The sequence below is a fragment of the Microbacterium sp. NPDC090007 genome (assembly GCF_044748345.1).
Taxonomy (GTDB): domain Bacteria; phylum Actinomycetota; class Actinomycetes; order Actinomycetales; family Microbacteriaceae; genus Microbacterium.
Genome location: NZ_JBIVFV010000001.1, coordinates 403797 through 426256, shown reverse-complemented (window position 1 = coordinate 426256; position 22460 = coordinate 403797). Strand labels below are relative to the sequence as shown.

The 22460-nt window shown below is 67.8% G+C and carries 20 protein-coding genes; 19 read left to right on the top strand and 1 reads right to left on the bottom strand.

All coding sequences use genetic code 11. The features are described from left to right. Positions 1 to 284: 284 nt before the first annotated feature. From rpsF to ACIPVB_RS01905, 19 genes are all read left to right on the top strand, one after another. On the top strand, positions 285 to 677 hold the full coding sequence (gene rpsF, locus ACIPVB_RS01995; RefSeq protein WP_058622540.1) for a 30S ribosomal protein S6: 393 nt from the start codon (positions 285 to 287) through the stop codon (positions 675 to 677). Between the two features lie 5 nt (positions 678 to 682). Next, positions 683 to 1204 carry a single-stranded DNA-binding protein gene (locus ACIPVB_RS01990; protein ID WP_108318176.1) on the top strand — a complete coding sequence of 174 codons (522 nt, stop codon included), beginning with the start codon at positions 683 to 685 and terminating at the stop codon, positions 1202 to 1204. A gap of 102 nt (positions 1205 to 1306) precedes the next feature. Then, positions 1307 to 1561: a 30S ribosomal protein S18 gene (rpsR, locus tag ACIPVB_RS01985; protein ID WP_013584646.1), complete on the top strand. Its 255-nt coding sequence runs from the start codon at positions 1307 to 1309 to the stop codon at positions 1559 to 1561. A gap of 10 nt (positions 1562 to 1571) precedes the next feature. Beyond that, positions 1572 to 2024 (top strand): 50S ribosomal protein L9, encoded by a 453-nt coding sequence (gene rplI / locus ACIPVB_RS01980; RefSeq protein WP_400366509.1) that lies wholly within the window; start codon positions 1572 to 1574, stop codon positions 2022 to 2024. Between the two features lie 210 nt (positions 2025 to 2234). Next, the gene (locus ACIPVB_RS01975) at positions 2235 to 2861 is read left to right on the top strand and encodes a hypothetical protein (RefSeq protein WP_400366507.1); all 627 of its coding nucleotides are present in this window, start codon (positions 2235 to 2237) and stop codon (positions 2859 to 2861) included. Between the two features lie 8 nt (positions 2862 to 2869). Next, positions 2870 to 9427 (top strand): RHS repeat-associated core domain-containing protein, encoded by a 6558-nt coding sequence (locus ACIPVB_RS01970; RefSeq protein ID WP_400366505.1) that lies wholly within the window; start codon positions 2870 to 2872, stop codon positions 9425 to 9427. Further along, complete coding sequence (locus tag ACIPVB_RS01965) at positions 9428 to 9949, top strand: barstar family protein (protein WP_400366504.1); 522 nt, start codon at positions 9428 to 9430, stop codon at positions 9947 to 9949. It begins immediately after the preceding gene. Between the two features lie 932 nt (positions 9950 to 10881). Next, positions 10882 to 11256, top strand: a complete 375-nt coding sequence (locus tag ACIPVB_RS01960; RefSeq protein WP_400366502.1) for a hypothetical protein — start codon at positions 10882 to 10884, stop codon at positions 11254 to 11256. A 1-nt stretch (position 11257) separates the two neighbouring features. Continuing rightward, positions 11258 to 11689, top strand: a complete 432-nt coding sequence (locus ACIPVB_RS01955; protein ID WP_400366501.1) for a hypothetical protein — start codon at positions 11258 to 11260, stop codon at positions 11687 to 11689. 126 nt (positions 11690 to 11815) lie between these two features. After that, positions 11816 to 12169, top strand: a complete 354-nt coding sequence (locus ACIPVB_RS01950; protein WP_400366499.1) for an Imm8 family immunity protein — start codon at positions 11816 to 11818, stop codon at positions 12167 to 12169. A 237-nt stretch (positions 12170 to 12406) separates the two neighbouring features. Further along, positions 12407 to 12628 carry a hypothetical protein gene (locus ACIPVB_RS01945; RefSeq protein ID WP_400366497.1) on the top strand — a complete coding sequence of 74 codons (222 nt, stop codon included), beginning with the start codon at positions 12407 to 12409 and terminating at the stop codon, positions 12626 to 12628. A gap of 1024 nt (positions 12629 to 13652) precedes the next feature. After that, complete coding sequence (locus ACIPVB_RS01940; RefSeq protein WP_400366496.1) at positions 13653 to 14186, top strand: hypothetical protein; 534 nt, start codon at positions 13653 to 13655, stop codon at positions 14184 to 14186. A 242-nt stretch (positions 14187 to 14428) separates the two neighbouring features. Then, positions 14429 to 14902: a hypothetical protein gene (locus ACIPVB_RS01935; protein WP_400366494.1), complete on the top strand. Its 474-nt coding sequence runs from the start codon at positions 14429 to 14431 to the stop codon at positions 14900 to 14902. A 149-nt stretch (positions 14903 to 15051) separates the two neighbouring features. Then, positions 15052 to 16428 carry an adenosylhomocysteinase gene (locus ACIPVB_RS01930; RefSeq protein WP_400366492.1) on the top strand — a complete coding sequence of 459 codons (1377 nt, stop codon included), beginning with the start codon at positions 15052 to 15054 and terminating at the stop codon, positions 16426 to 16428. After that, a complete protein-coding gene (locus tag ACIPVB_RS01925; RefSeq protein ID WP_400366490.1) occupies positions 16425 to 17714 on the top strand; it encodes an amidohydrolase family protein in 1290 nt (429 codons plus the stop codon). The genes ACIPVB_RS01930 and ACIPVB_RS01925 overlap by 4 nt, the downstream gene beginning before the upstream one ends. Beyond that, a complete protein-coding gene (locus ACIPVB_RS01920) occupies positions 17711 to 18139 on the top strand; it encodes a cupin domain-containing protein (protein ID WP_400366489.1) in 429 nt (142 codons plus the stop codon). The genes ACIPVB_RS01925 and ACIPVB_RS01920 overlap by 4 nt, the downstream gene beginning before the upstream one ends. A 186-nt stretch (positions 18140 to 18325) precedes the next feature. After that, the gene (locus tag ACIPVB_RS01915) at positions 18326 to 19192 is read left to right on the top strand and encodes an ABC transporter substrate-binding protein (protein ID WP_400366487.1); all 867 of its coding nucleotides are present in this window, start codon (positions 18326 to 18328) and stop codon (positions 19190 to 19192) included. A 6-nt stretch (positions 19193 to 19198) separates the two neighbouring features. Then, positions 19199 to 20065 carry an amino acid ABC transporter permease gene (locus ACIPVB_RS01910; RefSeq protein ID WP_400366485.1) on the top strand — a complete coding sequence of 289 codons (867 nt, stop codon included), beginning with the start codon at positions 19199 to 19201 and terminating at the stop codon, positions 20063 to 20065. Beyond that, entirely contained in the window at positions 20062 to 20805 is a 744-nt protein-coding gene (locus ACIPVB_RS01905) for an amino acid ABC transporter ATP-binding protein (protein ID WP_400366483.1), read from the top strand. Before ACIPVB_RS01910 ends, ACIPVB_RS01905 begins: the two co-directional genes overlap by 4 nt. Before the next feature lie 398 nt (positions 20806 to 21203). Here the strand turns inward: ACIPVB_RS01905 and ACIPVB_RS01900 are convergent. Beyond that, positions 21204 to 22460, bottom strand: a 1257-nt coding sequence (locus tag ACIPVB_RS01900; RefSeq protein WP_400366481.1) for a hypothetical protein, incomplete at its 5' end; no start/stop codon positions are given.

Genomic DNA, 22460 nt, shown 5'->3' with positions numbered 1-22460 from the left:
CGCGCCGAGAGGGAGCGGCCGGTCGGGTCCGGTGCAACTCTGCGGCTGGGGACGGACGATTCTCGCCCCGAAGTGCGGGATGCGCCCCGAACGGGGATGGCGGCCGGCCGTGGCCCGCCACCGACGGCTGAACGCCCGGACGCGGCGGTGGGGCGCGGCATCCGTTAGACTACGAAGGTTGTCCGGCGACGCCCATGCGCGTGTGAGTCCGTGACGACGTGCAACACACCCTCCTGCTGCCGGGAAATGCCCGTCAGCCGTTCTAGTCCGAAGGAGGTGGGTTAGTGACGCACCAGTACGAACTCATGGTCATCTTCGATCCCGAGGTCGACGAGCGCCAGGTCGCTCCGAAGCTCGACGGATTCCTCAAGGTCATCACGGCCGATGGAGGAACCATCGACAAGATCGACATCTGGGGCCGCCGTCGTCTCGCCTACGAGATCCGCAAGAAGAACGAGGGCATCTACGCCGTCGTCAACTTCGTCGCGACCAGCGAGGCCACGAACGAGCTCGACCGTCAGCTGAAGCTGAACGAGCAGATCATGCGCACCAAGGTCCTGCGCGCCGAAGAAGCGATCGCCCAGGTCGCCGCCGAGGCCAAGCGCTCCGAGGAGAAGGCCGCCCGCAAGGCCGCCGCACCCCGCAAGGTCGAGTCCGCCGAGAAGGCTGCGAAGTAACGACGATGGCCGGCGAAACCGTCATCACCGTTGTGGGCAACCTCACGGCCGACCCCGAGCTGCGCTACACGCAGAACGGTCTTCCGGTCGCGAACTTCACCATCGCGTCGACCCCCCGCACGTTCGACCGTCAGGCGAACGAGTGGAAGGACGGCGAGGCGCTCTTCCTGCGCGCCTCGGTGTGGCGCGAATTCGCCGAACACGTCGCCGGCTCGCTGACCAAGGGCTCCCGCGTCATCGCGACCGGGCGTCTGAAGCAGCGTTCCTACCAGGACCGCGAGGGCAACAACCGCACCTCCATCGAACTCGAAGTCGATGAGATCGGCCCCTCGCTCCGCTACGCGACCGCTCAGGTCACCCGTGCCGCCGGTGGCGGCGGGGGTGGCGGAGGCGGCCAGCGCGCGCAGGTGCAGCAGTCCAACGACGAGCCGTGGTCGACCCCCGGGTCGAACAACGGCGGCGGCGGCAACAGCGGCGCCGACGCGTGGAGCACGCCCGGTTCCTACGGCGACGACACCCCGTTCTGATCTTCGCCCCGCTCTCGAGCGAGACGACCCCCTGAAATTCCGGATGCCACGGCCCGGTCCGCGTGACCGGCTCGGCCTCCGAACCACACGAAAGAAGGAAGCATGGCTGGAAAGGCCACTGGCGACCGCCGCAAGCCGCGGAAGGGCGCGAAGAACGCAGCCCCCGCGAAGGCGATCCGCGTCGGCGTCATCGACTACAAGGACGTCGCAACCCTCCGCAAGTTCATCTCGGAGCGCGGCAAGATCCGCGCCCGTCGTATCACCGGTGTCTCCGTGCAGGAGCAGCGCCTGATCGCCCGCGCCATCAAGAACGCGCGCGAGATGGCTCTCCTGCCCTACGCCGGCGCCGGCCGCTAAGGAGCACCCGATGGCAAAGCTGATTCTCACGAATGAGGTCACCGGGCTCGGTAGCGCCGGTGATGTTGTCGAGGTCAAGAACGGGTACGCCCGTAACTACCTCATCCCGCAGGGCTTCGCCGTGGCTTGGAGCCGTGGTGGCGAGAAGCAGGTCGCGTCGATCCGCGCCGCTCGCGAGTCCCGCGCGATCCACGACCACGAAGATGCCGTGGCCCTGAAGAACTCGCTCGAGTCGAACACCGTCAAGCTGACCGTCAAGGCCGGCAACGAGGGTCGTCTCTTCGGTTCGGTCAAGCCCGCCGATGTCGCCGACGCCGTCAAGGCCGCCGGTCTGGGCGAGCTCGACAAGCGCAAGGTCCAGATCACCTCGGCGATCAAGTCGGTCGGTCAGCACGAGGCGACCGTTCGCCTGCGTGACGACGTCACCGCCGTGATCACCCTTCAGGTGGTCGCCGCGAAGTAATTCGCTGCATTCGAGAACGGCCCCGCTCCTGCTTCGGCAGGGCGGGGCCGTTCCGCGTTCCCGGGGTGGCCCCGGAGCCTGCCGAAGGGCCACTCGTGACCCCTCGACGGCCGGTCTGAAGGTGAACCGGCGGGTGCAATTCGCGCGCGGCAGTCCCGGGATGCCGCGAACTCGCCTCTCGATCACCTCGGACGCACGTAATGGTGACGCGTGCGCAGTCACCTTCTCGCGACCCTGGCGGTGGTCTCGGCCGCCCTGGCGGCATCCGTCATCCCTCTCGTTCCGACCCCCGCGGCGGCCCTCGTCCGCACGAGTGCGCCGACCGACGTGGACGGCGACACCATTCCCGACAGCATCGAGCGGGTGGTGTGCGGGTCGGCGACGTGCGCGACGGGCACCGAGGACACCGACGGTGACGGCGTCCCCGACGTGGTCGAGGTCGCGGCGTGTGGGACGACGACCTGCGCGGACCCCGGCAAGGACACCGACGGCGACGGCATCCCGGACTTCGTCGAGCGCCTGGTGTGCGGGAGCGACACCTGCGCATCCGGCCGTGAAGACGCGGACCGCGACGGTGTGCCCGACTGGGTCGAGTACCTGATCTGCGGAACGGCGACGTGCGCGACGGGCACCGAAGACCTCGACGGCGACGGTGTCGCCGACGCCTCGGCCCTGCAGGCCTACGCGACGTACCGCCAGACCCTCGCGGTGACCGGGCGCGAGGACGCGTGGGTCGCACCGGTGTTCTTCGGCGGTGGGCTCCTCGTCCTGCTGGGCTCTGCGGTTCTGGTGGTGCGAGCGCGTCGGCGCGCCGAGCGGGCGGAGGTGACGCGATGAGGGCGCGGATGCTCTGGGCGTCCACCGCGATCGCGGCAATCGTCATCGCGGGGGGCGCGGTCCCGGCCTCTGCGGCCCCCGTCGACCTGGCCGCGGTGACGCAGCAGCGAATCCTCGATCGCGTGCGGGCCGCCGCGGCCCCCGTCGCGACGTCCGAGCCGAGCGACGACGCCGCGCCGTCGGCCGAGGCGACGATCACCCCGGGTCAGTCGGCGATTCTCGATGCCGCCGACGCGGGGGTCCGTGCCGAGTTCTCGGGTCACGACATCGACGAGTCGTTGTCGGTTCGTGCCTCGCCGCTGGGTGACGCCGCGTCGGTGTCCGCGGCATCCGAGACCGGGGGCGTTGTCGCGGCCACTCCCGTGGAGATCCGCGCGCACACGGCTGACGGTGACGATCGGACGCAGTTTCCCGCGTCGTACACCCTTGAGAAGGACGCCTCGGGAATCGAGGTGGCGAAGGACATCGAGCCGGGCGTGCGGTTGCACCTGGACGTCGACGTCGACGCCGTCCGGCGGGCCGGAGTCGATGTGTCGAGTCTGCGCGTCTTCACGCGCGAGAACGCCGGCGAGCCGTGGCGGCAGCTTCCCTCGTACTTCGACGCGGATGCCGGTACCGTGGCGGCCGAGTCCGAGCACCTCTCGCAGTTCGTGGTGATCGGCACTCCGGTTCAGACGACCCCGGTGCCGCGGATCGTGCTCGACCCCGACGACGACGTGGGCTGGGCGAACTCTCCCGGGCCTCGCGTCACCGAGCTGCCGTACAACGTGCGGCTCGCCGACCAGCTCGCGGGTATGTTGCGCGACCGCTGCATCGCCGACGTCACCGTGACGCGGGGTGCCGATCAGCGTTTCGTGTCCGCGGACACCCGCCGAGCGATCGCCGCCTCGCATAACCCCGATGTCACGTTGTCGCTGGCCTTCGCGACGTTCCGCGGGAACGCCTGGGGAACAACGCGCGACGGCGGAACCCAGGTATTCGCCCGGGGCGGTGCCGACAGCGATCGCCTGCGCGATTCCTTGCGCGATGAGATGCCCGGTTACACCGGGCGACCCGCCAAGGTGCGGGCGGCGACTCTCGACTTCCCGCGTGCGGAGTACGAGGGACTCCCCGGGGCGATCGTCCACATGGAGACGCTGTTCCTGGATCACAACTTCGACCGCCCGGTCATCGATGGCGGCTGGGGATCGGTCGTCAACGGCACCTTCACGGGCCTCGGCAAGTACCTGGAATCCAAGGGGTTCTCGTGCACCAACCCGATCACCGGGGGCTGGCCCGCGCGCCCGTCGGCCGACGATCTGGCCCGGTGGTATCAGCTCGGATATCGCAACTGGCAGCACTACGGCGCCGACCCGGTGTCGTTCTCGACCGGCAATCTCGTCGAGCGTGAGCACCTCTTCTCCCTCTCGGGCACAGGGGGATCGGCCACCGACGTCTCGCTGGTCTACAACGCCCAAGACGGTCGCCTCACCCGTACCGGGGCGGGGTGGAATTTCGGTCTGGGTGGCCACGCGCAACGCTTCGACGATCACTCCGTCCTCGTGGTGCGGGGCGACGGCGCGTCCGTCATGTTCGAGCCCGATGGTGCGGGGGGATACGCCGACCCTCGGGGAGAGGGTTTGCACCTCGCCGAGGTCGGCGGCGGTATCCTGCGCCTGACGTCGCGGACTGGGGAGTCGTGGGACTTCGACGCGGCCGACCAGGATGGGATCGGTGAGCTCGTCCGCGCCGTCGACACGAACGGGCGGACGACGACCCTCACGTACGGGCCCGCCACGGGCTCCTCGCAGTTCGCTCCGCTGACCGGGATCACGGATGCCGCGGGTCAGACCGTTCGGGTGGACTCCGACGGTTCCGGCCGCATCGTCGGGTTCACCCTCCCGGATGGCCGTGCGTGGTCGCTCGGCTACGACGGCGGCGGGGACCTCGTGCGGCTGGGATCGCCGGACGGCGGGTCGAAGACGTTCACCTACGACGGCGCACATCGAATCCTGGCGATGACGGATGCCACCGGCACAACCTACCTGCGCAACGAATACGACGGGTCGGGCCGAGTCGTGCGTCAGTGGGACGCCGCCGGGTCGGAGCGGCGTTTCGACTACGGCGCCGGGCAGACGACCTACGTCGATCAAGAGGGTCGGACGCACACGTACACGTTCGACGAGCGGTCCCGCATCACGAGGATCACCGATCCGCTCGGCGGCACGCAGTCGTGGTCGTATGACGACGAGAACAACGTCACGGCGTTCACGGACGCCAACGGCCGCGCGTCGTCGTACACCTACGACGACACGGGAAATGTGACCAGTGTCACCGACGCCGCCGGAACCGTCACCCGGTACACCTACACGCAGAAGGGGGCGGTGGCCTCGCGCACCGATGCGCTGGGCCGTGTGACCAGCTATGGCTACGACGCCCACGGCACTCTGACCAGGACGGTGCTGCCCGACGGGTCTGCCGTGGGGTACGAGGTCGACGCAGCTGGCAACACCACCCGGATGACCCTGCCGTCCGGCGCGTCGTACGCATTCGACGTCGACGGGCGGGGCAATAGGACGGCGAGCACCGATCCGCTCGGGCGGGTGACGCGCTTCGCCTATGACGCCGGCAACCGTCTGGTGTCCTCCACGGATCCGCTCGGGCGGGTCACCCGGTACGAATGGGACGCGCGCGACAGGATCACGGCGGTCAGCGACCCGCTCGGTCGCACCACCCGATACGGGTACGACCTGAACGGCAACCTCGTGCGGCAGACCGACGCGGCGGGCAACGTCACGTCGTACACGTGGGACGCCCTCTTCCGTGTCGTGAGCGCGACGGATGCCGCGGGCGGAACCACCACCTACACGTACGACCGCGAGGACGGCCTGACCGGTACGACCGACGCGGCGGGGCGGCAGACGAGTTTCGTGCTCGACGCCCTCTCGAGGGTGAGCGCCGTCACCGATCCCGCGGGGCAGACATGGAAGCGTTCGTATGACGCCACCGGTGCGCCCACCGCGCAGACCGATCCGCGCGGTGCGGTGACCACGCGCGAGGTCGACGCGCTCGGTCGCACGACCGCAGTGATCGGTCCCACGGGCATCGCGCAGCACACGGATTACGACGCCGTCGGGCGGGTGACGGCGGTGACCGATGCCGCCGACAACACCACCACGTACACGTACGACGATCTCGACCGCATCACCGCGGTGACCGACGCCGCCGGATTCCGCACCGAATACCGTTACGACGTCGACGGGCAGCTCGTCGGCGTCGTGGATCGGCTCGGTCGCCCGACGCTATACGAGCGCGACGCCGCCGGCCAGGTCACGGCCGTGACGGATGCGGCCGGCACCACCGCGTACGCCTACGATCCGGCGGGCAATCTCACGTCCGTGACCGACGCGACCGGTCGCACGTCGACCTCCGTCTACGACGCCGCCGATCAACTCATCGCGACCACGGATGCCGCCGGGCATCGCTCGACGTACGAGTACGACGCGCTGGGCAACGTGACGGCGGTGACCGACCCGAACGGCCACACGACGCGCGCCACCTGGGACGCCGCCGGACGACGGACGAGCACCACGGACGCGACGGGAGCGACGAGGGAGTTCGCGTACGACACAGCGGGTCAGCTGATCGCTGAAACGGATGGTCTGGGCCACCGCACGGTCTACGCCTACGAGGGGCATGGGCAGCTGGCATCCGTCACCGATCCGCTCGGCGCCGTCACCAGGTACACCTACGACGAGCTCGGACAGCTCGCGTCGACGACCGACGCGCGGGGGATGGCCACGACGTACGAGAGGGATGCCGCCGGCCTTCCCACCGCAACGACGGATGCCGCGGGCGCGAGGACGCGCTTCGAGTACGACGAGCGGGGATTGCTGGCCCGGGTGCTCACGCCCGCCGGTGCCGCGATCAGTTACGCCTACGACCAGCGCGGTGATCGCTTGCAGCAGTCCTCGGCTTCGGATGTCGTTCGATTCGAGTACGACGCCGAGCAGCGAATGATCGCCGCCACGAACATCGCCGGTACGACGGGGTGGACGTACACGCCGTCAGGACAGCTCGCGTCGCAGATCGATCCCTCAGGTCGCGAACTGACCTACGCCTACGACGCATCCGGGGCGCTGACCGGCTTGATCGTCCCGGGTGGGCAGCAGGTCGCTTACGACCGGGATGCCGCGGGTCGCGTGTCGCGCATGGCGAGCCCGTGGGGCACCGCCGACTACGCGTACGACGACGGGGGCAACCTCACGGGCATCGCGCGCTCGAACGGCGTCGGGACGCGCTACGTCTACGACGCCGACGACCGGGTGACCGGCATCACGTCGACGACTCCGGCACCGAGCGGGGCAGTCGCCGCGCCCGCGGCCCCGGCCCCGGTGCGAACCGGTGGCCTCTGTCCGGTCATCACGTCGAAGAACGCCCCCGAACTGCGTGCGGCGAACGTCGACAAGCCGGGCTGCGTCAAGCCGTCCTCGTATCTCGCGCACCGCTCCGTGCCCTCGGACACGGGGTCGCTCGCTCAGGGCGCGTCGCTGGCTTTTGAGTATGCCTACGACGCGGCGGGCAACGTGACGGCGACGACGCGCACGGCCAGCGTCCCGACATCGGCGCTTCCGGGCGGAACGCCGCCCTTCAGCGCCGTTGTCGGGGCGTCGGACGCTACGACGACGGTGCTCGACAGACTGACGACTCTTCACACCTACGACGCGGCGGACCGCTTGACGGGGTCGACGCAGAGCACGGGTGCCGCCGATGCGTACGGGTACGACGAGGTCGGTAATCGCACGTCGTGGTCGCACACGTCCGCGACGGCATCGACGGGCGTCTTGGATCCGGTGCTTACGGTGGATGCCACCGGTGCGACCGTTCCACGTCCGCCCGCGTCGATCGCGACCGGGTCGGTGAGAGCGACGGATAACTCGTTCACGCAGTCGCAGGTGTTCAACGACCTCAATCAACTGGTCTCGATCGAGAACAGCGCGACGGGCACCCAGCGGCTCACCCATGACCCGGACGGGCACCGCCTGTCCGCTACCGGTGGTCCAGGCGGAGACGTGTCCTACTCGTGGAACGAACTCGGACAGCTCACCGGGTACACGGACGCGTCGGGTTCGACGGGCTTCGGATACGACGGGCTGGGTCGCCGGGTGTCGACGTCCACGCAGAGCTCCTTCGGAACGACGTCGACCTCGACCGTGTGGGACGGTCTGAACCCGATTCAGGACACCAGCGACAAGGCGGGGACGACGACGCTGGTGCGCGACGTCGCCGGTGAGCTGCTGCTCGAGGGGCGGTCCGCGGGGGCCTCGACGTGGGACCTGCTCGATCGGCTGGGGAGCGCGGTGGCGCAGGTGGGGGATGCGCGCGTGGGATCGACGCTGAACAACCCGGTCCAGTCAGCGCGGGATGCGCGGACGGACCGCAGCGCCCGGATCACGCAGGTCTCGACCGGGTCCGACTGGGGCACGCCATCGTTCTCGACCTCGGGGTGGAGCGCCTCGGTCGGGTACTCAGGTGAGCGGTCCGACCCGGTCGCCGGTCTCGACCTCTTCTACTCGCGCGGGTACGACGCTCGGTCAGGCTCGTGGTTGTCGAAGGACACGTGGGCAGGGTCGCAGACGGACCCGTCGTCGCTGAACGGATACGGCTTTGTCTCGGGGAATCCCATCACCCTGCGGGATGCCTTCGGGTTCCGGCCGCTCGGGCGGTACGACTTCGCGGACTCGATACCAATCGGGCGCCGTGGTCCGTCCGTGCCCACGACGCCGCGGTTCACGGCGCCCGGGGCACGCGGCTTGGCGCAACCCGACACGTTGTCGTATTCGCCGTCGAAAAACTGGAACGGCACGGTCGCCAAACCGAAGGTGGTGACGCCGAAGTCCACGTCGCAGACGACGGCGCGGCACGAGGACTGGTGGAACCCGTTCAGCTGGTCCGGTGACACGTGGCGGAAGGTCGGCGCGGTGGCGGCGGGCATTGCCACGACCATTCTCGTCACCGCGGCTGCGACCGCGGCCATCGCCGGGGTGGCGGCTTGCGCCGCCGCGACAGCCGGCCTGTGTGCGGTGGGAGCGGCGATGGTCGCGGGCGCGATCGGTGGAGCCGCGGGGAGCACCGTGCAGTACGCGCTTTCGTCGGGTGAAAAGACAGCAGAGGGCGCCTGGGGCGCGGCAGGTGCTGGGGCCCTCACGGGCGCCGTCGGCGGCGGGATCGGACAGAGCATAGCGTGGGCGGGCGCTGCGGGTTTCTCCGCCCGAGTCGCAACCCGCGATACAGGCGACCTGCTCCATCCTGTGCCCATCGGCCCGGTACCGGCGAGGGCCTGGACTACTTTGGACCGCGTCGACTCGAAGGGATCACCGCTTCCGAACTACAGAGGAGGTAAAGAATTTGAGAACGCCTGGGGCGATCTGCCAAATCTTCCAGACGGAATTTACCGGGAGTGGGATGTAGCTCCGAAGGTCAGGGGGGTGAATCGCTCTACGGATCGAGTTGTAACAGGTAGTGACGGGTCTGCTTACTGGACAAATGACCATTATGAGAGTTTTGTGACTATTCGAGGTGGATAAATGGAAGATTTCGCTCGTCTGAAAATCATCGAAAGCAAATTCAGTCCCGTACTAATGGTGGCCAACGCGCAGGACATCGGCTCCGCAGTAATCCGTTGGCTTGAAGCGGGATTCAATGCGCGTGTAGTCCGCGGGCGGAAGATGGTGTCCTTGCAAGGCTTATTCGATGAATTCGCCGCGGCGCTCCAGTTTCCCCTGTATTTCGGTGAGAACATGGACGCCTTCAACGAGTGCATTTCAGAGCTTGAGGATCTGCCGCCGGGTGAGGGATATGTGATAGTCGTGACTGACCCCCACTTAGTCCTATCATCGGGAAGTCAGAAGGACTTGGCCGCGCTGATGCATTCCCTTGCCAGAGCGACCGACGAATACTCGCGCCCGATCTGTCTGGGGGAGGTTTGGGATCGGCCAGCAGTCCCGTTCCACGTGGTTCTGGCCGCAGATGAGGGCAGCGTTTCCGACACGGTGAGGCGTTGGTCAAGCGTCGGCATCGACATCGTTCGGCTGCGCACATCGAGGTGACGGAGGCGTACTTCTTCGCGGGTGGCGTCGTAACGACCAGCAGCGCAGGCTCGTCGCCGAGATCGGCAGGCGGAACTTTTCGCGGCGGCTTCGTTGGACTCGAGCTTGTTCGTCTGCGCACATCGTAATGACGGCGCTGTGCGCAACGCCATCGCTCCGGAGATCACTGCGTGAAGCGCTCAGGTTCAGCTTCTGCTCGCGACCGGCCGGAGCAGGCCGCGCGCGAGTCTGTCCGCCCGCGCCAGCGCGTCCGGAATGCGGTTCTTTCCTGCCATTTCAGCGACGAATCTGGTATGGCACTGTTCCCTCGCCGGAGTTAACGCTCACGCAAACCATGGAGATCCCGCTGTCCGCCTGGGACTGACTGTCGCCTAACGACTGTAATCCCTTCGAGGTGGAGAAACTTCTTCGAAAACGCAAGTGTTGGATCTACCACCAAACCGCTCATCAGAAATTTGGCAACACTTCTCGGGTTGCGTCAGTCACTGGCTTACTCAGAGAATTCCAAGGAGCTTCGTGACCCAAGGCAGCCGCTGGCGTCCAGTTTCATTATGCGGCGTCATTTCGCCTCAGCTCAATCTCGCTATCACGCTGGGTACAGCGCCGACGACGGCCGTCGCGGCCAGGCGAATTCAGCAGGACGGCAGTGCCGGTGGGTGACAGCTAGGGTGATTGATCGCTGACACATCTTTCGTCTACGACGTCGCTTCGACGCGCGACCGGCGCGACGCCTTGGTCTAGGGGCTGAGATTTCGCCGTCAGTCACCCGGTCGGGCTCTGCGCACAGCGACAGTTCGGGCGAACCGTTCGTCGTAGGTTCTCGGGATGACTCCGGAACACGTAGGGCGACCATTCACCAGCACTGCAGTTTGTCTCCCCCAGCGTTGGTCGTGGTCAACGGCTGACATCGCGGGCGGCCTGGCGGGCACGCGATGATGCAGCATGCCGTCGCTGGGGGCATCAGCGGCGTACTGATCGTTGCCGTCGTTGCCATTCCGCTCGGTTTCATCATGGTTGTACTCCATCGGCGCACGGCGGCAACTCGACGCGCCATCCAGGTCGACGTTCCGCATTCGACCGTCCTCACGATGTCGGTGGAATCGAGCTCGCCAGAGGCCAAGCGATGGCTTAGGCAGCTCCCGGCATCTGACAAGGTCAGAGTGCGGCTCATCTTCCACCTGGCGGTCTCGCCGTCGGAGGTGCGTCTGTTCGGACCGCGCTTCTTCGATTTTAAAGGTGTCCGCGTGATCGTAAACGAGGATAACGCGTTTAGAACGACCGCATTTTTCGACGAAGGAGCATATTGAAATGTCGAAGTTCGATAAGGTTCTCGAATGGCCGAACAGGCGGCCGACGGTGGGGGATCTTATTGGGTCCTGGTCGGTGTACGTCTTCGAGATGGCGTCTGATATGCGGGACTTCACGTCTGAAGTAATTGGTGATTTTGGGTACCACGACTACGTCGGCGCGTTGTTTGCGAGGATATTTGTCGAGCAGGCGGTGGCCGAGGTTTCCATAACGCCGGATGACGTCGAACATCATCTGATCCGCACCATCGACGAATATTTCCGGTCCTTGACGCGTGATGACCCAGGCGGCGTAGTAATAAAATCTGAGCCAGACTTCGAAAGGTACGCCCAGGATCCCAAATACTGGTGGCTTCGCCGAATTCCGCGAGATGGCGCCCTCGGTTACGAGGTTTCTCGAGTGGCGAGGGCTCAAGCCGACCTAAAATTTTGATAATTCATGGGTCGTCGGAGAAGAGTCAGGTTTCGTGGCGCCACCATTCTGCATGGCTGGCCCATTCGTGGAACGAGCGTGTATGAAGAGGCGCTACCGACGGCCATCTGGATGTGATCGGATGACATGAGAGCCCGACTTATTTCTGCTTACTCATGGGATGTAATGGATGGTGACGCGCTCGCAGACCCAGGCTCCGAAGCAATACTTGTTGAAATGGAGATCGGACCTGTGGGGGAAGACTTCAGCGCCAGATTCAGCGTGACTGTGGGTACCACGGACTGGCTGCAGAGCTGCCTCAAGGACACAGGCCACTATGTGCCACGTCATTTGATTCTCACGGATCGCTTGCATTATGCATCCATTTTGAATCTTATTGAGAAGATTGTCTGTTCCGTGGATGGGAAGACTTGGTCCGATGTCTCTGCTGAGCTCGATAAGTACTTCGCGAGTGAGTATGACCACCCTCCCGCGCAGTGAGGCGGTTGTTCTTCGTTTCACTACGGGGAAAGATCACCGATCAGGAACGCACTACGGAGCGACCGGTGGGGCAGGGTGTGTGGTTGGTGTCGTCTCTTCGGAGAGTCGCTGATGGTCGAACGTTTTGTGGCTCCGCGGTTAGAGGATTTCGATGAACTATCCGTGACTTTTCCCTCCCCGGGGGAACCATGGGTCGTCTCTGTCGTCGAGCGTGCGCGAGACGGCGATGAAGTTCGGATGACGTGGGACGAGGTCGCCGCTTCCGTCCGGATCTTGTGGGTGACTGATGGTCGCGAGCGGCTTCGCCTGGAACGGGAGGAGATCTTTCGGGTCGAGATTGAGTGCCTCGAGGGTCGAGTCGATTTTCGGGCGAGGCTGCGTTCCAGCGGCTTGGAGGGCGCGATTTTTGTGACGATCGGTGAGACCGTGACGATCACGGACAGGCTGCTTCGCCACTGATGATGAAGGGACACGCCTGCAAAGGATTTTGATGTGGCAGCTGGTTAGTGGCGAGCTCCGAGGATGCCGCCCCAGGTTGACGATCTGCCGCCGGGTGACGGTTACGTGGTGGTCGTGACGGACCCTCACTTAGTGTTATCGGAAGGAAGCCAGAAAGAGCTGGCTGGGTTGGTTCACTGCCTGGCGAGAGCGGCCGACGAATATTCGCGACCAATCGATCTAGGGGAAGTTTGGGATCGGCCAGCAGTACCGTTCCACGTGATTCTTTCTGCAAGCGAGCAGAACATCGCCGCGACGGTGAGGCGTTGGTCCGGCGTTGAACTCGAGCTTGTTCGTCTGCGCACATCGTAATGACGGCGCTGTTCGCAATGCCATCGCTCCGGAGATCACTGCGTGAAGCGCTCAGGTTCAGCTTCTGCTCGCGGCCGGCCGGAGCAGGCAGCGCGCGAGTTTGTCCGCCCGCGCCAGCGCGTCCGGAATGCGGTTCTTTCCTGCCATCTCAGCGACGAATCTGGCCGCGTCGGAAGTCGTGAGTCCCACCGGTGTGACGTAGAGGGGGCGCGTTACGGCCCCGCGTCGCACTTCGGCGGCATGCGTCGCGGTACGAAAGAGAGTCGACGAGCGCCGCCCTCGCGCCCCGTACCGCATCTTACTGAACGTCGCCAGCGCCGAAGAGTGCGTTCTGAGTCATGGGCGAGATTCCCTCCGACCTAAGGCCCCCGTGTCGGGAGGTGGTGATTGCAACGATGTTGTCGCGAGTACTGACGCCGTTGAGGAGGTCCGGGAGCGAGCCGGACGCGTGTGACCCGTTATGCCTGTTCGACGAACCGGCGGGTGAATTCAGGATCGTGAACTCCGGTGCGATCGGCGTGGCGACAGCTCTTCCGCCAGTTGCTGACGGCCCCAACGTGGACGACTTACATAGTTTGAGTCGAAGGATGGATATCGCTGGGGTGATCAGATGGGAGTTATCCCTGGAGATCGCAGCCCCGCGAGCGGGGGTCGGGGGCGAGGAGACCACGAGATGTTCTTCGAGATGTCTGTCGACGGCGGTAGATGTGGTGTGGCCGCGTCGACGCAGATCCTTCTCGTACGCGCTGATGGAGACGACTTGAGCATGCTGATTTCGTCTTTCCGTGAGACGAAGGAGGCGATCTCGGGGGATGACGAACTCAAACGCAGAGTCGGTGCACATTTCGACGAATTATCAGACGCAATCCGTCAGCTATTCGTCATCTCAGGCGTGCTGCGACGTGTGCCGAAGGAGAAATCCAGCGTGCGTTTCGCGATCAGTGAGGGGGATCGGGAAATCCTGAAAGATGTATCCGATCCAAGCTGTTCCGCCGACGTGAAGGCAAAATGGCCACCCGGTTCTTTTCGACTACTCACGACGGTTCACACTCTTGCCACATCCTTGAGTTGCATCGGAGTGATGTTGAATTACCTCTGGGTCGAAGAGGTCCCCTTGCTTACCGGCTATGAGCTGGAGGAGGTGGAGTATTTCCGAGACTCTCTGGAATCATGCCTCGTACAGGCCAGGCCGCACGCCAGTGAGTGACGACCATCGGTTCGGGGTAGTAACCGCTGTCGATTCAACGTCTCACGGCTTGTCGACGAACGGGCTTCCATCGACTGCCCCGGGAGGCACGCAGCGATGGTGATCGTTCGTGAGTCATTCACCGAGGTGATAGGCGAGCATCGGCTCGGAAACGCCCTCAGTTTTGCGACATTCAGCCTGATCGAGAGCGGCTTCGTGGGGGAACACTGGCGTCGATTCACCTGCATCGCGGAGGTGCCGTCGTGGCCCTGGGGTTGACTCTGGCGGTCCTCTGCCCGGTCGCAACGCTGGCCATCTTCGTGAGCAAGTTGAGTGCCGAAAGGCGGGCTGCCGTCTCTCTCGATGTCGAGAACGAGGCGTATTTCTTCGCAGGTGGCGTCGTAACGACCATCGACGCAGGCTCGTCGCCGAGATCGGCGGGCGGATCTTCTCGCCGCGGCTTCATCTACCTGAGGAGCGATGGCGTGCACGTCTTCTGGAGCGCAAAGAACAGAGAGCTGATCACCTACGAACAGATCGCTCAGGTGCAATGTCTACGTCTGCGCGGCTGGCTGGGGCGCGGACCTCAGCTTCGCCTGCTTCTGCGCGGGGGCGGTCGAGCCATTTTCGCCCCGGCCTACCCGGGCCTCCGCGGAGTCCGCATCTTCGCTCTGCGCGACATACTCCGGATATGCGCGCAGATCGATTGCCGCATCAGCGCCTTCGGGGAACCCTGATCCGTCGGTTCCGCTGCCCTGAGCCGCGGCCCGGCAGAGGGCTCCGTAAGTTCGCGGCCGCACGCCACACTCCACCATGATCACCCACGGGTTACGGAGGAATCAGGTCCCGCCCAGGCGACATCTCCCGCGACCCTAGGCTGAACCCCGTGACCGACCCTCGCGCACCCGAGCGCATCGTCCGGCGCTTCGCGCGCGCGTCCAACCTCATGCTCGCCGGCCGTCCCTTCGCCGTGCGGGGCGACGGATCCGCGGCCCTGCACAATCTGCTCGTCAGACTGGGCGGCATCCCGAGTCCCGAACCGACTCCGGGGCGGGTGGAGGTCGACCTGGATGCCGACACCCTGCGCCTCGACGGCGAACCGCTGCCCGATCGCGGCGACGCCGCCAGACGCATTGCCTTCGCCCGCGCGCACATGCCCGTGTCGACCGCGATGGCCGGGCGACTGGAGCTGACCGGCCTGCGCGTGGGCGTGGCGATGGTGCTCGAACCCAAGACGGCCGTGTTGTCGCTGTTGCTGCGCGAGCGCGGGGCCGAGGTGTCGGTTTACGCGCATCCCGACGAGACCGACCCCGCGGTCGCCGACGCGCTGCGGGCACAGGGTTTCGCGGTCACGGCCGATCCGGCGCTCAGCGGCGCCGACGAGCTCGCCGCGGCCCGCGGCTTTCTGCACGCGGGCCTCGACGTGCTGCTCGACGACGGTGCGCACCTCATCCGCCTCGCGCACGACGACGACCCCGCGCTGGTCGAGGGGTGGATCGGCGCGTGCGAAGAGACCACGAGCGGGCTCACCCCGCTGCGCAGGATGCAGGATGCCGGCATCCTGCGCACCGCGGTGATGGCCGTCAACGACGCCCGCACCAAGACGATGTTCGACAACCGCTACGGCACCGGGCAGTCGTGCGTGTTCGCGATCGCCGACCTGCTCGAGGAGCGGGGGATCGCGCTGACCGACCAGCCGGCGCTCGTGCTCGGGTACGGGCCTGTCGGCCGGGGCGTCGCCGCGCACCTGCGCGCGCTCGGCGCCGAGGTGCGGGTGGCCGAGACCGATCCCGTGCGGGCGCTCGAGGCTCGGCACGACGGCTTCTCCACAGGCCCGGCGCGCGAGCTCGCTGCCGGGGCTCTTGTCGTCTCGGCGACCGGGGTGCCCGCCACGGTGACCGCCGACATCGCCGCAGCAGCGAAGATCGTCGCCGTCGCCGGGGGAGTACCCGGCGAAATCGAGACGGGGGCCGAGAACGGCGCGCTCGTGCTGGGCGGGGGAGGAGCCGTCAATATCAGCGCGGCCGAGGGCAACCCGATCGAGATCATGGACCTGTCGTTCGCCGTCCAACTCGCGGCCCTCGGCGAGCTGCTACGCCGCCGACCGGCGCCGGGCGTGCACGCGCTGGGCCCCGAGGTCGACGAACTGGTCGCCCGCGAGGCGCTCCGCGTGCGCGGGGCCGAGATCGATCCGCCACGGCCTCTCGACCCCGAGGGCCTCGACGACTGGCGCTCACCTCGCTACGCCGGGGGCGCGCGATGAGGGTGTATTCGGCATCCCTCGTTCTTCCGGTCACGGCACCGCCCATCCCGGGCGGAGCGATCGCGGTGGCGGCGGGGCGCATCCGGCACGTGGGCGACCGCGAATGGGTCGTGCACGAGCTGCGGGCGCGGGGGATCGCATTCGACGAGGTGCACTGGCCGGGGGTGCTGACCCCGGGCCTGGTCAACGCCCACTCGCACCTGCAGTACACGGGAATGGCCGAGGTGGGTCGCGGGTCGTACGCGGGCTTCGACGACTGGGACGACGCGTTCACCCCCGTCTACCGCCGCGGCCACGACTGGGCTCAGGATGCCGCCACCGGCGCCCGCGCGATGATCGCCGCCGGCACGACCGCCGTCGCCGACATCGTCACCGACGTCGAGGCGGCCTCGGCGCTGCACGACGCGCGCCTGCACGGCATCACGTACTGGGAGGTGATGAGCTGGACCAACTCGGCGTGGGCCGAGCGCGGTCGCGCCGAGGTCGAGGCTCGGCTCGACGCGCTGCCGTCTCCGCCGGGGACCGGCCTGTCGCCGCACGCGCCCTACTCGCTCGACGTCGAGCCGCTGCTCGAGATCCCCGACATCGTGCGCGAGCGGGGCAGTCGCCTGCACCTGCACCTGGGCGAGGCGGCGTTCGAGCGCGAGCACGGCGAGGCGGTGCCGTGGCAGAAGCAGCGGCCCGCGAGCTTCCGCGCCCTACGCGACGAGGGTTTCGGCACGGGCGCGACGGAGTTCGTCGACGAGCTCGGCGTGCTGGGGCCCGACTGCCACATCGCCCACGGCGTGTACATGACCGCGCGGGATCGGGCGATCCTGCGCGCGCGCGGCACGACGGTGGCGCTGTGCCCGCGCTCGAACGCGGTGATCGGACTGGACGAGCCGCCGGTGGCGGCCTACCTCGTGGAGGGCAATGCGCTCGCCGTGGGAACCGACTCCTTGGCATCCAGTCCCTCCCTCGACCTGCTCGCCGACGTCGCCGAACTGCACCGGCTCGCGCGGGCGCAGGGTTACATCAACCGCGACCTGTCGGAACTGCTGCTGCGCGCGGCGACGCTGGGCGGGGCGCACGCGATGGGACTCGACACCGGCCCCGCGCGCACGGGCTATCTGGCGGTGGGCGCCGTGGCGGATCTGGCGTTCTTCGAGCTGCCGGTGTCGGAGGTGGATGCCACCATCGAGCACCTCGTGACGGCCGGGGCCGGAACGACGGCCGCGACCTTCATCGACGGCGAGGCGCGGTTCGCCTCGGCCGCCTTCACCCGTGAGACAGGAGTGCGCGCATGACCGAACGCCCCGAGACGGCCCGGCTGCTCGACCTGGAGCCGCACCCCGAGGGCGGGTGGTTCCGCCGCATGTGGACGGGGTCGTACGCGGTCGAGACGCCCGCGGGGGCGCGGCCGGCGGCCACCTGCATCCACTACCTGCTCACCCCCGATGAGCGCAGTGCGTGGCACGTCGTGACCAGCGACGAGGTGTGGCTGTGGCACGGTCCGGGTGCGCTCGAGCTGTCGCTGGGCGGCGACGGCGAGGCCCCGGGCGAGGCGCGGACCGTCACGCTCGGTCCCGACCTCGCGGCCGGGCACGTGCTGCAGCACACCGTGCCGGCGGGGGTGTGGCAGGCGGCCCGCCCGGCCGGCGACGCCGAAGTCGTGGTGAGTTGCCTGGTGTCGCCGGGGTTCAGCTTCGACGACTGGCGCCTGGCCGACTGACGCGCCCGGCGCGTCGCGCGCCCGGCCCGTACGCCTCGACGCACGCGCGCCCGGCCCGCCGATCGCCGCGCTCCGCCGCGCGTGTCGCCAGGTTTCGTCGGCGACCGCCCCCGAAACACACCGCCGGTACGCTGTGCACATCACAGCACTCCGGGGATGACCCCGATACGTCCACGAGGAGACATCGTGACCGCTTTCGCACGCCTGCGCCGCGCCGCCGCCCTGACCGCCATGGCCGCCGCCACCGTCGTGTCGCTGACCGCCTGCGCCTTCGCCCCGACCGGTTCCGACGCCGGAGCCGCACCCGCCTCCGAGGGCGCTCTGCAGACCGTCACGGCCGGCAAGCTCACCATCGCCACGGGCGAGCCCGCGTTCTCACCCTGGGTCGAGAACGACGACCCCGCCTCGGGTGAAGGCTTTGAGGCCGCGGTGGCCGACGCCGTCGCGACGAAGCTCGGCTTCTCGAAGGACGACGTCGTGTGGGTGCGCTCCACCTTCGACAGCGCGATCGCCCCCGGCGCCAAGGACTGGGACCTCAACCTGCAGCAGTTCTCGATCACCGAGCAGCGCAAGCAGGCCGTCGACTTCTCGTCGCCGTACTACACGACCACGCAGGCGATCGTTTCGACCGGATCGTCGCCCGCCGCCTCGGCCACCACGGTCGCCGAGCTAAATAACATCCCCGTGGGCGTCATGAGCGCGACCACCAGCTACCAGGTCGCCGCCGACCAGCTCGGCACCGGCAACCTCAGCGTCTTCAACTCCAACGACGACGCCGTCGCCGCCCTGCAGGCCGGTCAGGTGGACGCGATCGTCGTCGACCTGCCCACCGCGTTCTACCTCGCCGGTGCCGTGCTCGATGACGGCAAGGTCGTCGGTCAGCTGCCCGACTCCTCGGCCGGTGGTGACGAGCTCGCGTTCGTCCTGCCGAAGGGGTCGGCGCTGACCACGCCGGTCACCGAGGCGGTCGACGGACTGCGCGAGGACGGCACGCTCGATGAGCTTCAGCAGAAGTGGCTCGGGGGCACCGACGCCGCGCCCCTGCTGAAGTAACACCCCGTGGCATCCACCCCCTCCGAGGCCGTGTGGCGCCCGAGCGAGCTCGAGCTCGGTCGTCGCGCCACGCGGCGTCAGCAGTCGACGAAGTCGGTCCTGATCGCGCTCGCCAGCTCGATCGTGTTCGTCGTTGTGGTCGGCTGGGCGATCCTGTCGAGCCCCGGGTGGGAGGACGTGCGTCGCGCGTTCTTCGACCCCGAGATCGCGCTCGCGAGCTTTCCGTCGATCCTCGCGGGGCTGTGGGTCAACATCCAGGTGCTGTTCGTCGCGGCGATCGCGGTCGCGATCCTCGGCACGACGCTCGCGGTGCTGCGCTCGCTGCGGGGGCCGGTGTTCTTTCCGCTGCGGGCGCTCGCGACGATTTACACCGACCTGTTCCGTGGCATCCCGCTGCTGATCGTGCTGTACCTGGTGGGCTTCGGTCTTCCGGCGCTCGGGGTCTTCGGGCGCGTGCCGGTGGTGCTGTGGGGGACGATCGCGATCGTGCTGACGTACTCGGCGTACATCGCCGAGGTGCTGCGCGCCGGCATGGAGGCCGTCCACCCCTCGCAGCGCGTCGCCGCCCGCTCGCTCGGCCTGAGCCACGCGCAGACCCTGCGGATCGTCGTGATCCCCCAGGGCGTGCGCAAGGTCGTGCCCGCGCTCATGAACGACTTCGTGTCGCTGCAGAAGGACGTCGGCCTGATCTCGGTCCTGGGAGCGGTGGATGCCGTGCGTGCCGCCCAGATCGCCGCAGCCGAGTACTACAACTTCACGCCGTACATCGTCGCAGCCCTGCTGTTCGTGGCGATGGCGTTGCCGATGATCCGCCTGACCGATTACGTCTCGGCCCGGTTGGCGAAGCGCGAGCAGATGGGCGGAACCGTATGACCGTGCTCGACGTCCGCAGCGTCCGCAAGGCGTTCGGCGATCACGTGGTGCTCGACGGCATCGACCTCGAGCTCGCCCAACACGAGGTGGTCGTGCTCATCGGCGCTTCGGGATCGGGAAAGTCCACGCTGCTGCGCACCATCAACCTGATCGAGCGCGTCGACGACGGGCAGATCCTGCTCAACGGAGACGACCTCACCGACCCGAAGATCGACCCCGACGCCGCTCGCGCCCGCATCGGCGTCGTGTTCCAGCACTTCAACCTGTTCCCCCACCTGCGCGTGATCGACAACGTCACGCTCGCGGCGCGCAAAGTGCACGGGATGCCGAAGCCCGAGGCCTACGCCCGCGGTACCGAGCTGCTCGAACAGCTGGGGCTGGGGGCGAAGGCGCGCGAGTTCCCCGACCGCCTGTCGGGTGGTCAGCAGCAGCGCGTCGCGATCGTGCGCGCCGTGATGACGAACCCCGAGCTGCTGCTTCTCGACGAGATCACGTCGGCGCTCGACCCGCAGCTGGTCGGCGAGGTGCTCGACCTGGTGCGGGTGCTGCGCGACCGTGGCTCAACGATGCTCATGGCGACGCACGAGATGTCGTTCGCGCGCGAGGTGGCAGACCGCATCGTGTTCATGAAGGGCGGGCGGATCGTCGAGCAGGGCACGCCCGCGCAGATCCTCGACGCCCCGCAGCATCCCGACACCGTGGCGTTCCTCGAGCGCGAGCGTCGCGGCGGCGCGCTGTAGCGCTCACCGGCTCTGCTCCTCAGCCCGTCGCGGGGCCCGGGGGTCGCTTCGGCGGGGCCCCTGCGCTGATCCGATCGGTCGGGGGTGGCTTCGACGGGCTCAGACACCGCGGAGGTCCCTGAGCCCGTCGAAGGGATCGATGCCCCCCCGCCCGCCACCTCAGTTGTAACCGAGGATGACCCCCGTGTCCTGGTCCTCGGTCGCGGCGGACGGGTAACTGTCTGATTCGATCACCGTCCGATTCTGCGCGCGACGTGAGCGGCTCACCGCGATCCTCACACTTCGCATACGACACCTGTCCCCGGGCACGCCACGACACCGGATGCCCCCCAATAATCCGGCACCCGGTGTCGCGAGACCGTGGAAGGGGTTCGCCCCCTCCACGGCGTCCTAGCCGGTCAGACGGTCACGCGGCGGCGACGCATCAGCAGCACGCCACCGAGCCCGAGGGCCAGCAGGCCCGCGATGCCGAGGCCGGCCGCCGACGCTCCGTCGGCTCCCGTCATGGCCAGCGCCTTGTCGGTGCTGCCCGAGGCGACCGGAGCCGCCGCGGCGTAGCGCACGGAGGACACGGAGGCGGCCGAGCCGATCACAGGCGTGGTGCCGTTGGTGCCGGGCGTTCCGGGCTGACCGGGCGTGCCGGGCTGACCGGGGGTGCCGGGCATCCCGGGGGTGCCGGGCATCCCGGGGGTGCCGGGCGTTCCGGGCGTTCCGGGCGTTCCGGGCTGACCGGGCGTTCCGGGCGTGCCGGGCGTGCCGGGCGTTCCGGGGGTGCCGGGCGTGCCGGGCGTTCCGGGCGTACCGGGGGTGCCGGGGGTGCCAGGCGTTCCGGGGGTGCCGGGGGTGCCGGGCGTTCCGGGGGTCCCGGGGGTGCCGGGCGTTCCGGGGGTGCCGGGCGTTCCGGGGGTCCCGGGGGTGCCGGGCGTTCCGGGGTTGCCGGGCATTCCGGGGGTCCCGGGGGTGCCGGGCGTTCCGGGGTTGCCCGGCGTGCCGGTGTTCGATCCGATGGTGGTGCTGTCGCCGATCACCGAGACGGCGTTGCCGCCGATGGTGACGGGCAGGGCGATCGGAACGATCAGCTGGTTGCCCCCGAGGATGCTGTCGCTTCCGTCGGTGGTGACGCCGCCGAGCAGGCCGCCGCCGAGCAGTCCGCCCGAGATGCCGCCGGTGGTGGTGGCATCCTTCGAGGTGCTGTCACCGATCACCGAGACGGCGTTGCCGCCGACGGTCACGGGCAGCGAGATGGGCAGAACCGCCTGGTTGCCGCCGAGGATGCTGTCGCTTCCGTTGGTGCCGACTCCGCCGACACCCGGGCCGCTGGTGCCGCCCGTGGTGGTGGCGCCGTCCGACACGCTGTCGCCGATACCCGACACGGCGTTGCCGCCGATGGTGACGGGCAGCGAGATGGGTGCGATCACCTGGTTGCCGCCGCCGATGCTGTCGGTGCCGTCGGTTTCGACGTCACCCACGCCCGCGCCGGAGCCGGTGGTGCCGCCGGTGGTGGTGGCATCCTTCGAGATGCTGTCGCCGATGCCCGATACGGCGTTGCCGCCGATCGTGACGGGCAGCGAGATGGGTGCGATCACCTGGTTGCCGCCGCCGATGCTGTCGGTGCCGTCGGTTTCGACGTCACCCACGCCCGCGCCGGAGCCGGT

Excerpts from the sequence above, each read along its gene's own strand:
- ACIPVB_RS01950 (WP_400366499.1), top strand. The coding sequence starts at position 11,816 with ATGAGAGCCCGACTTATTTCTGCTTACTCATGGGATGTAATGGATGGT.
- ACIPVB_RS01990 (WP_108318176.1), top strand. The coding sequence starts at position 683 with ATGGCCGGCGAAACCGTCATCACCGTTGTGGGCAACCTCACGGCCGAC.
- ACIPVB_RS01945 (WP_400366497.1), top strand. The coding sequence starts at position 12,407 with ATGACGTGGGACGAGGTCGCCGCTTCCGTCCGGATCTTGTGGGTGACT.
- rpsR (WP_013584646.1), top strand. The coding sequence starts at position 1,307 with ATGGCTGGAAAGGCCACTGGCGACCGCCGCAAGCCGCGGAAGGGCGCG.
- ACIPVB_RS01925 (WP_400366490.1), top strand. The coding sequence starts at position 16,425 with ATGAGGGTGTATTCGGCATCCCTCGTTCTTCCGGTCACGGCACCGCCC.
- ACIPVB_RS01905 (WP_400366483.1), top strand. The coding sequence starts at position 20,062 with ATGACCGTGCTCGACGTCCGCAGCGTCCGCAAGGCGTTCGGCGATCAC.
- ACIPVB_RS01960 (WP_400366502.1), top strand. The coding sequence starts at position 10,882 with ATGATGCAGCATGCCGTCGCTGGGGGCATCAGCGGCGTACTGATCGTT.
- ACIPVB_RS01920 (WP_400366489.1), top strand. The coding sequence starts at position 17,711 with ATGACCGAACGCCCCGAGACGGCCCGGCTGCTCGACCTGGAGCCGCAC.
- ACIPVB_RS01940 (WP_400366496.1), top strand. The coding sequence starts at position 13,653 with ATGTTCTTCGAGATGTCTGTCGACGGCGGTAGATGTGGTGTGGCCGCG.
- rplI (WP_400366509.1), top strand. The coding sequence starts at position 1,572 with ATGGCAAAGCTGATTCTCACGAATGAGGTCACCGGGCTCGGTAGCGCC.
- ACIPVB_RS01955 (WP_400366501.1), top strand. The coding sequence starts at position 11,258 with ATGTCGAAGTTCGATAAGGTTCTCGAATGGCCGAACAGGCGGCCGACG.
- ACIPVB_RS01965 (WP_400366504.1), top strand. The coding sequence starts at position 9,428 with ATGGAAGATTTCGCTCGTCTGAAAATCATCGAAAGCAAATTCAGTCCC.
- ACIPVB_RS01970 (WP_400366505.1), top strand. The coding sequence starts at position 2,870 with ATGCTCTGGGCGTCCACCGCGATCGCGGCAATCGTCATCGCGGGGGGC.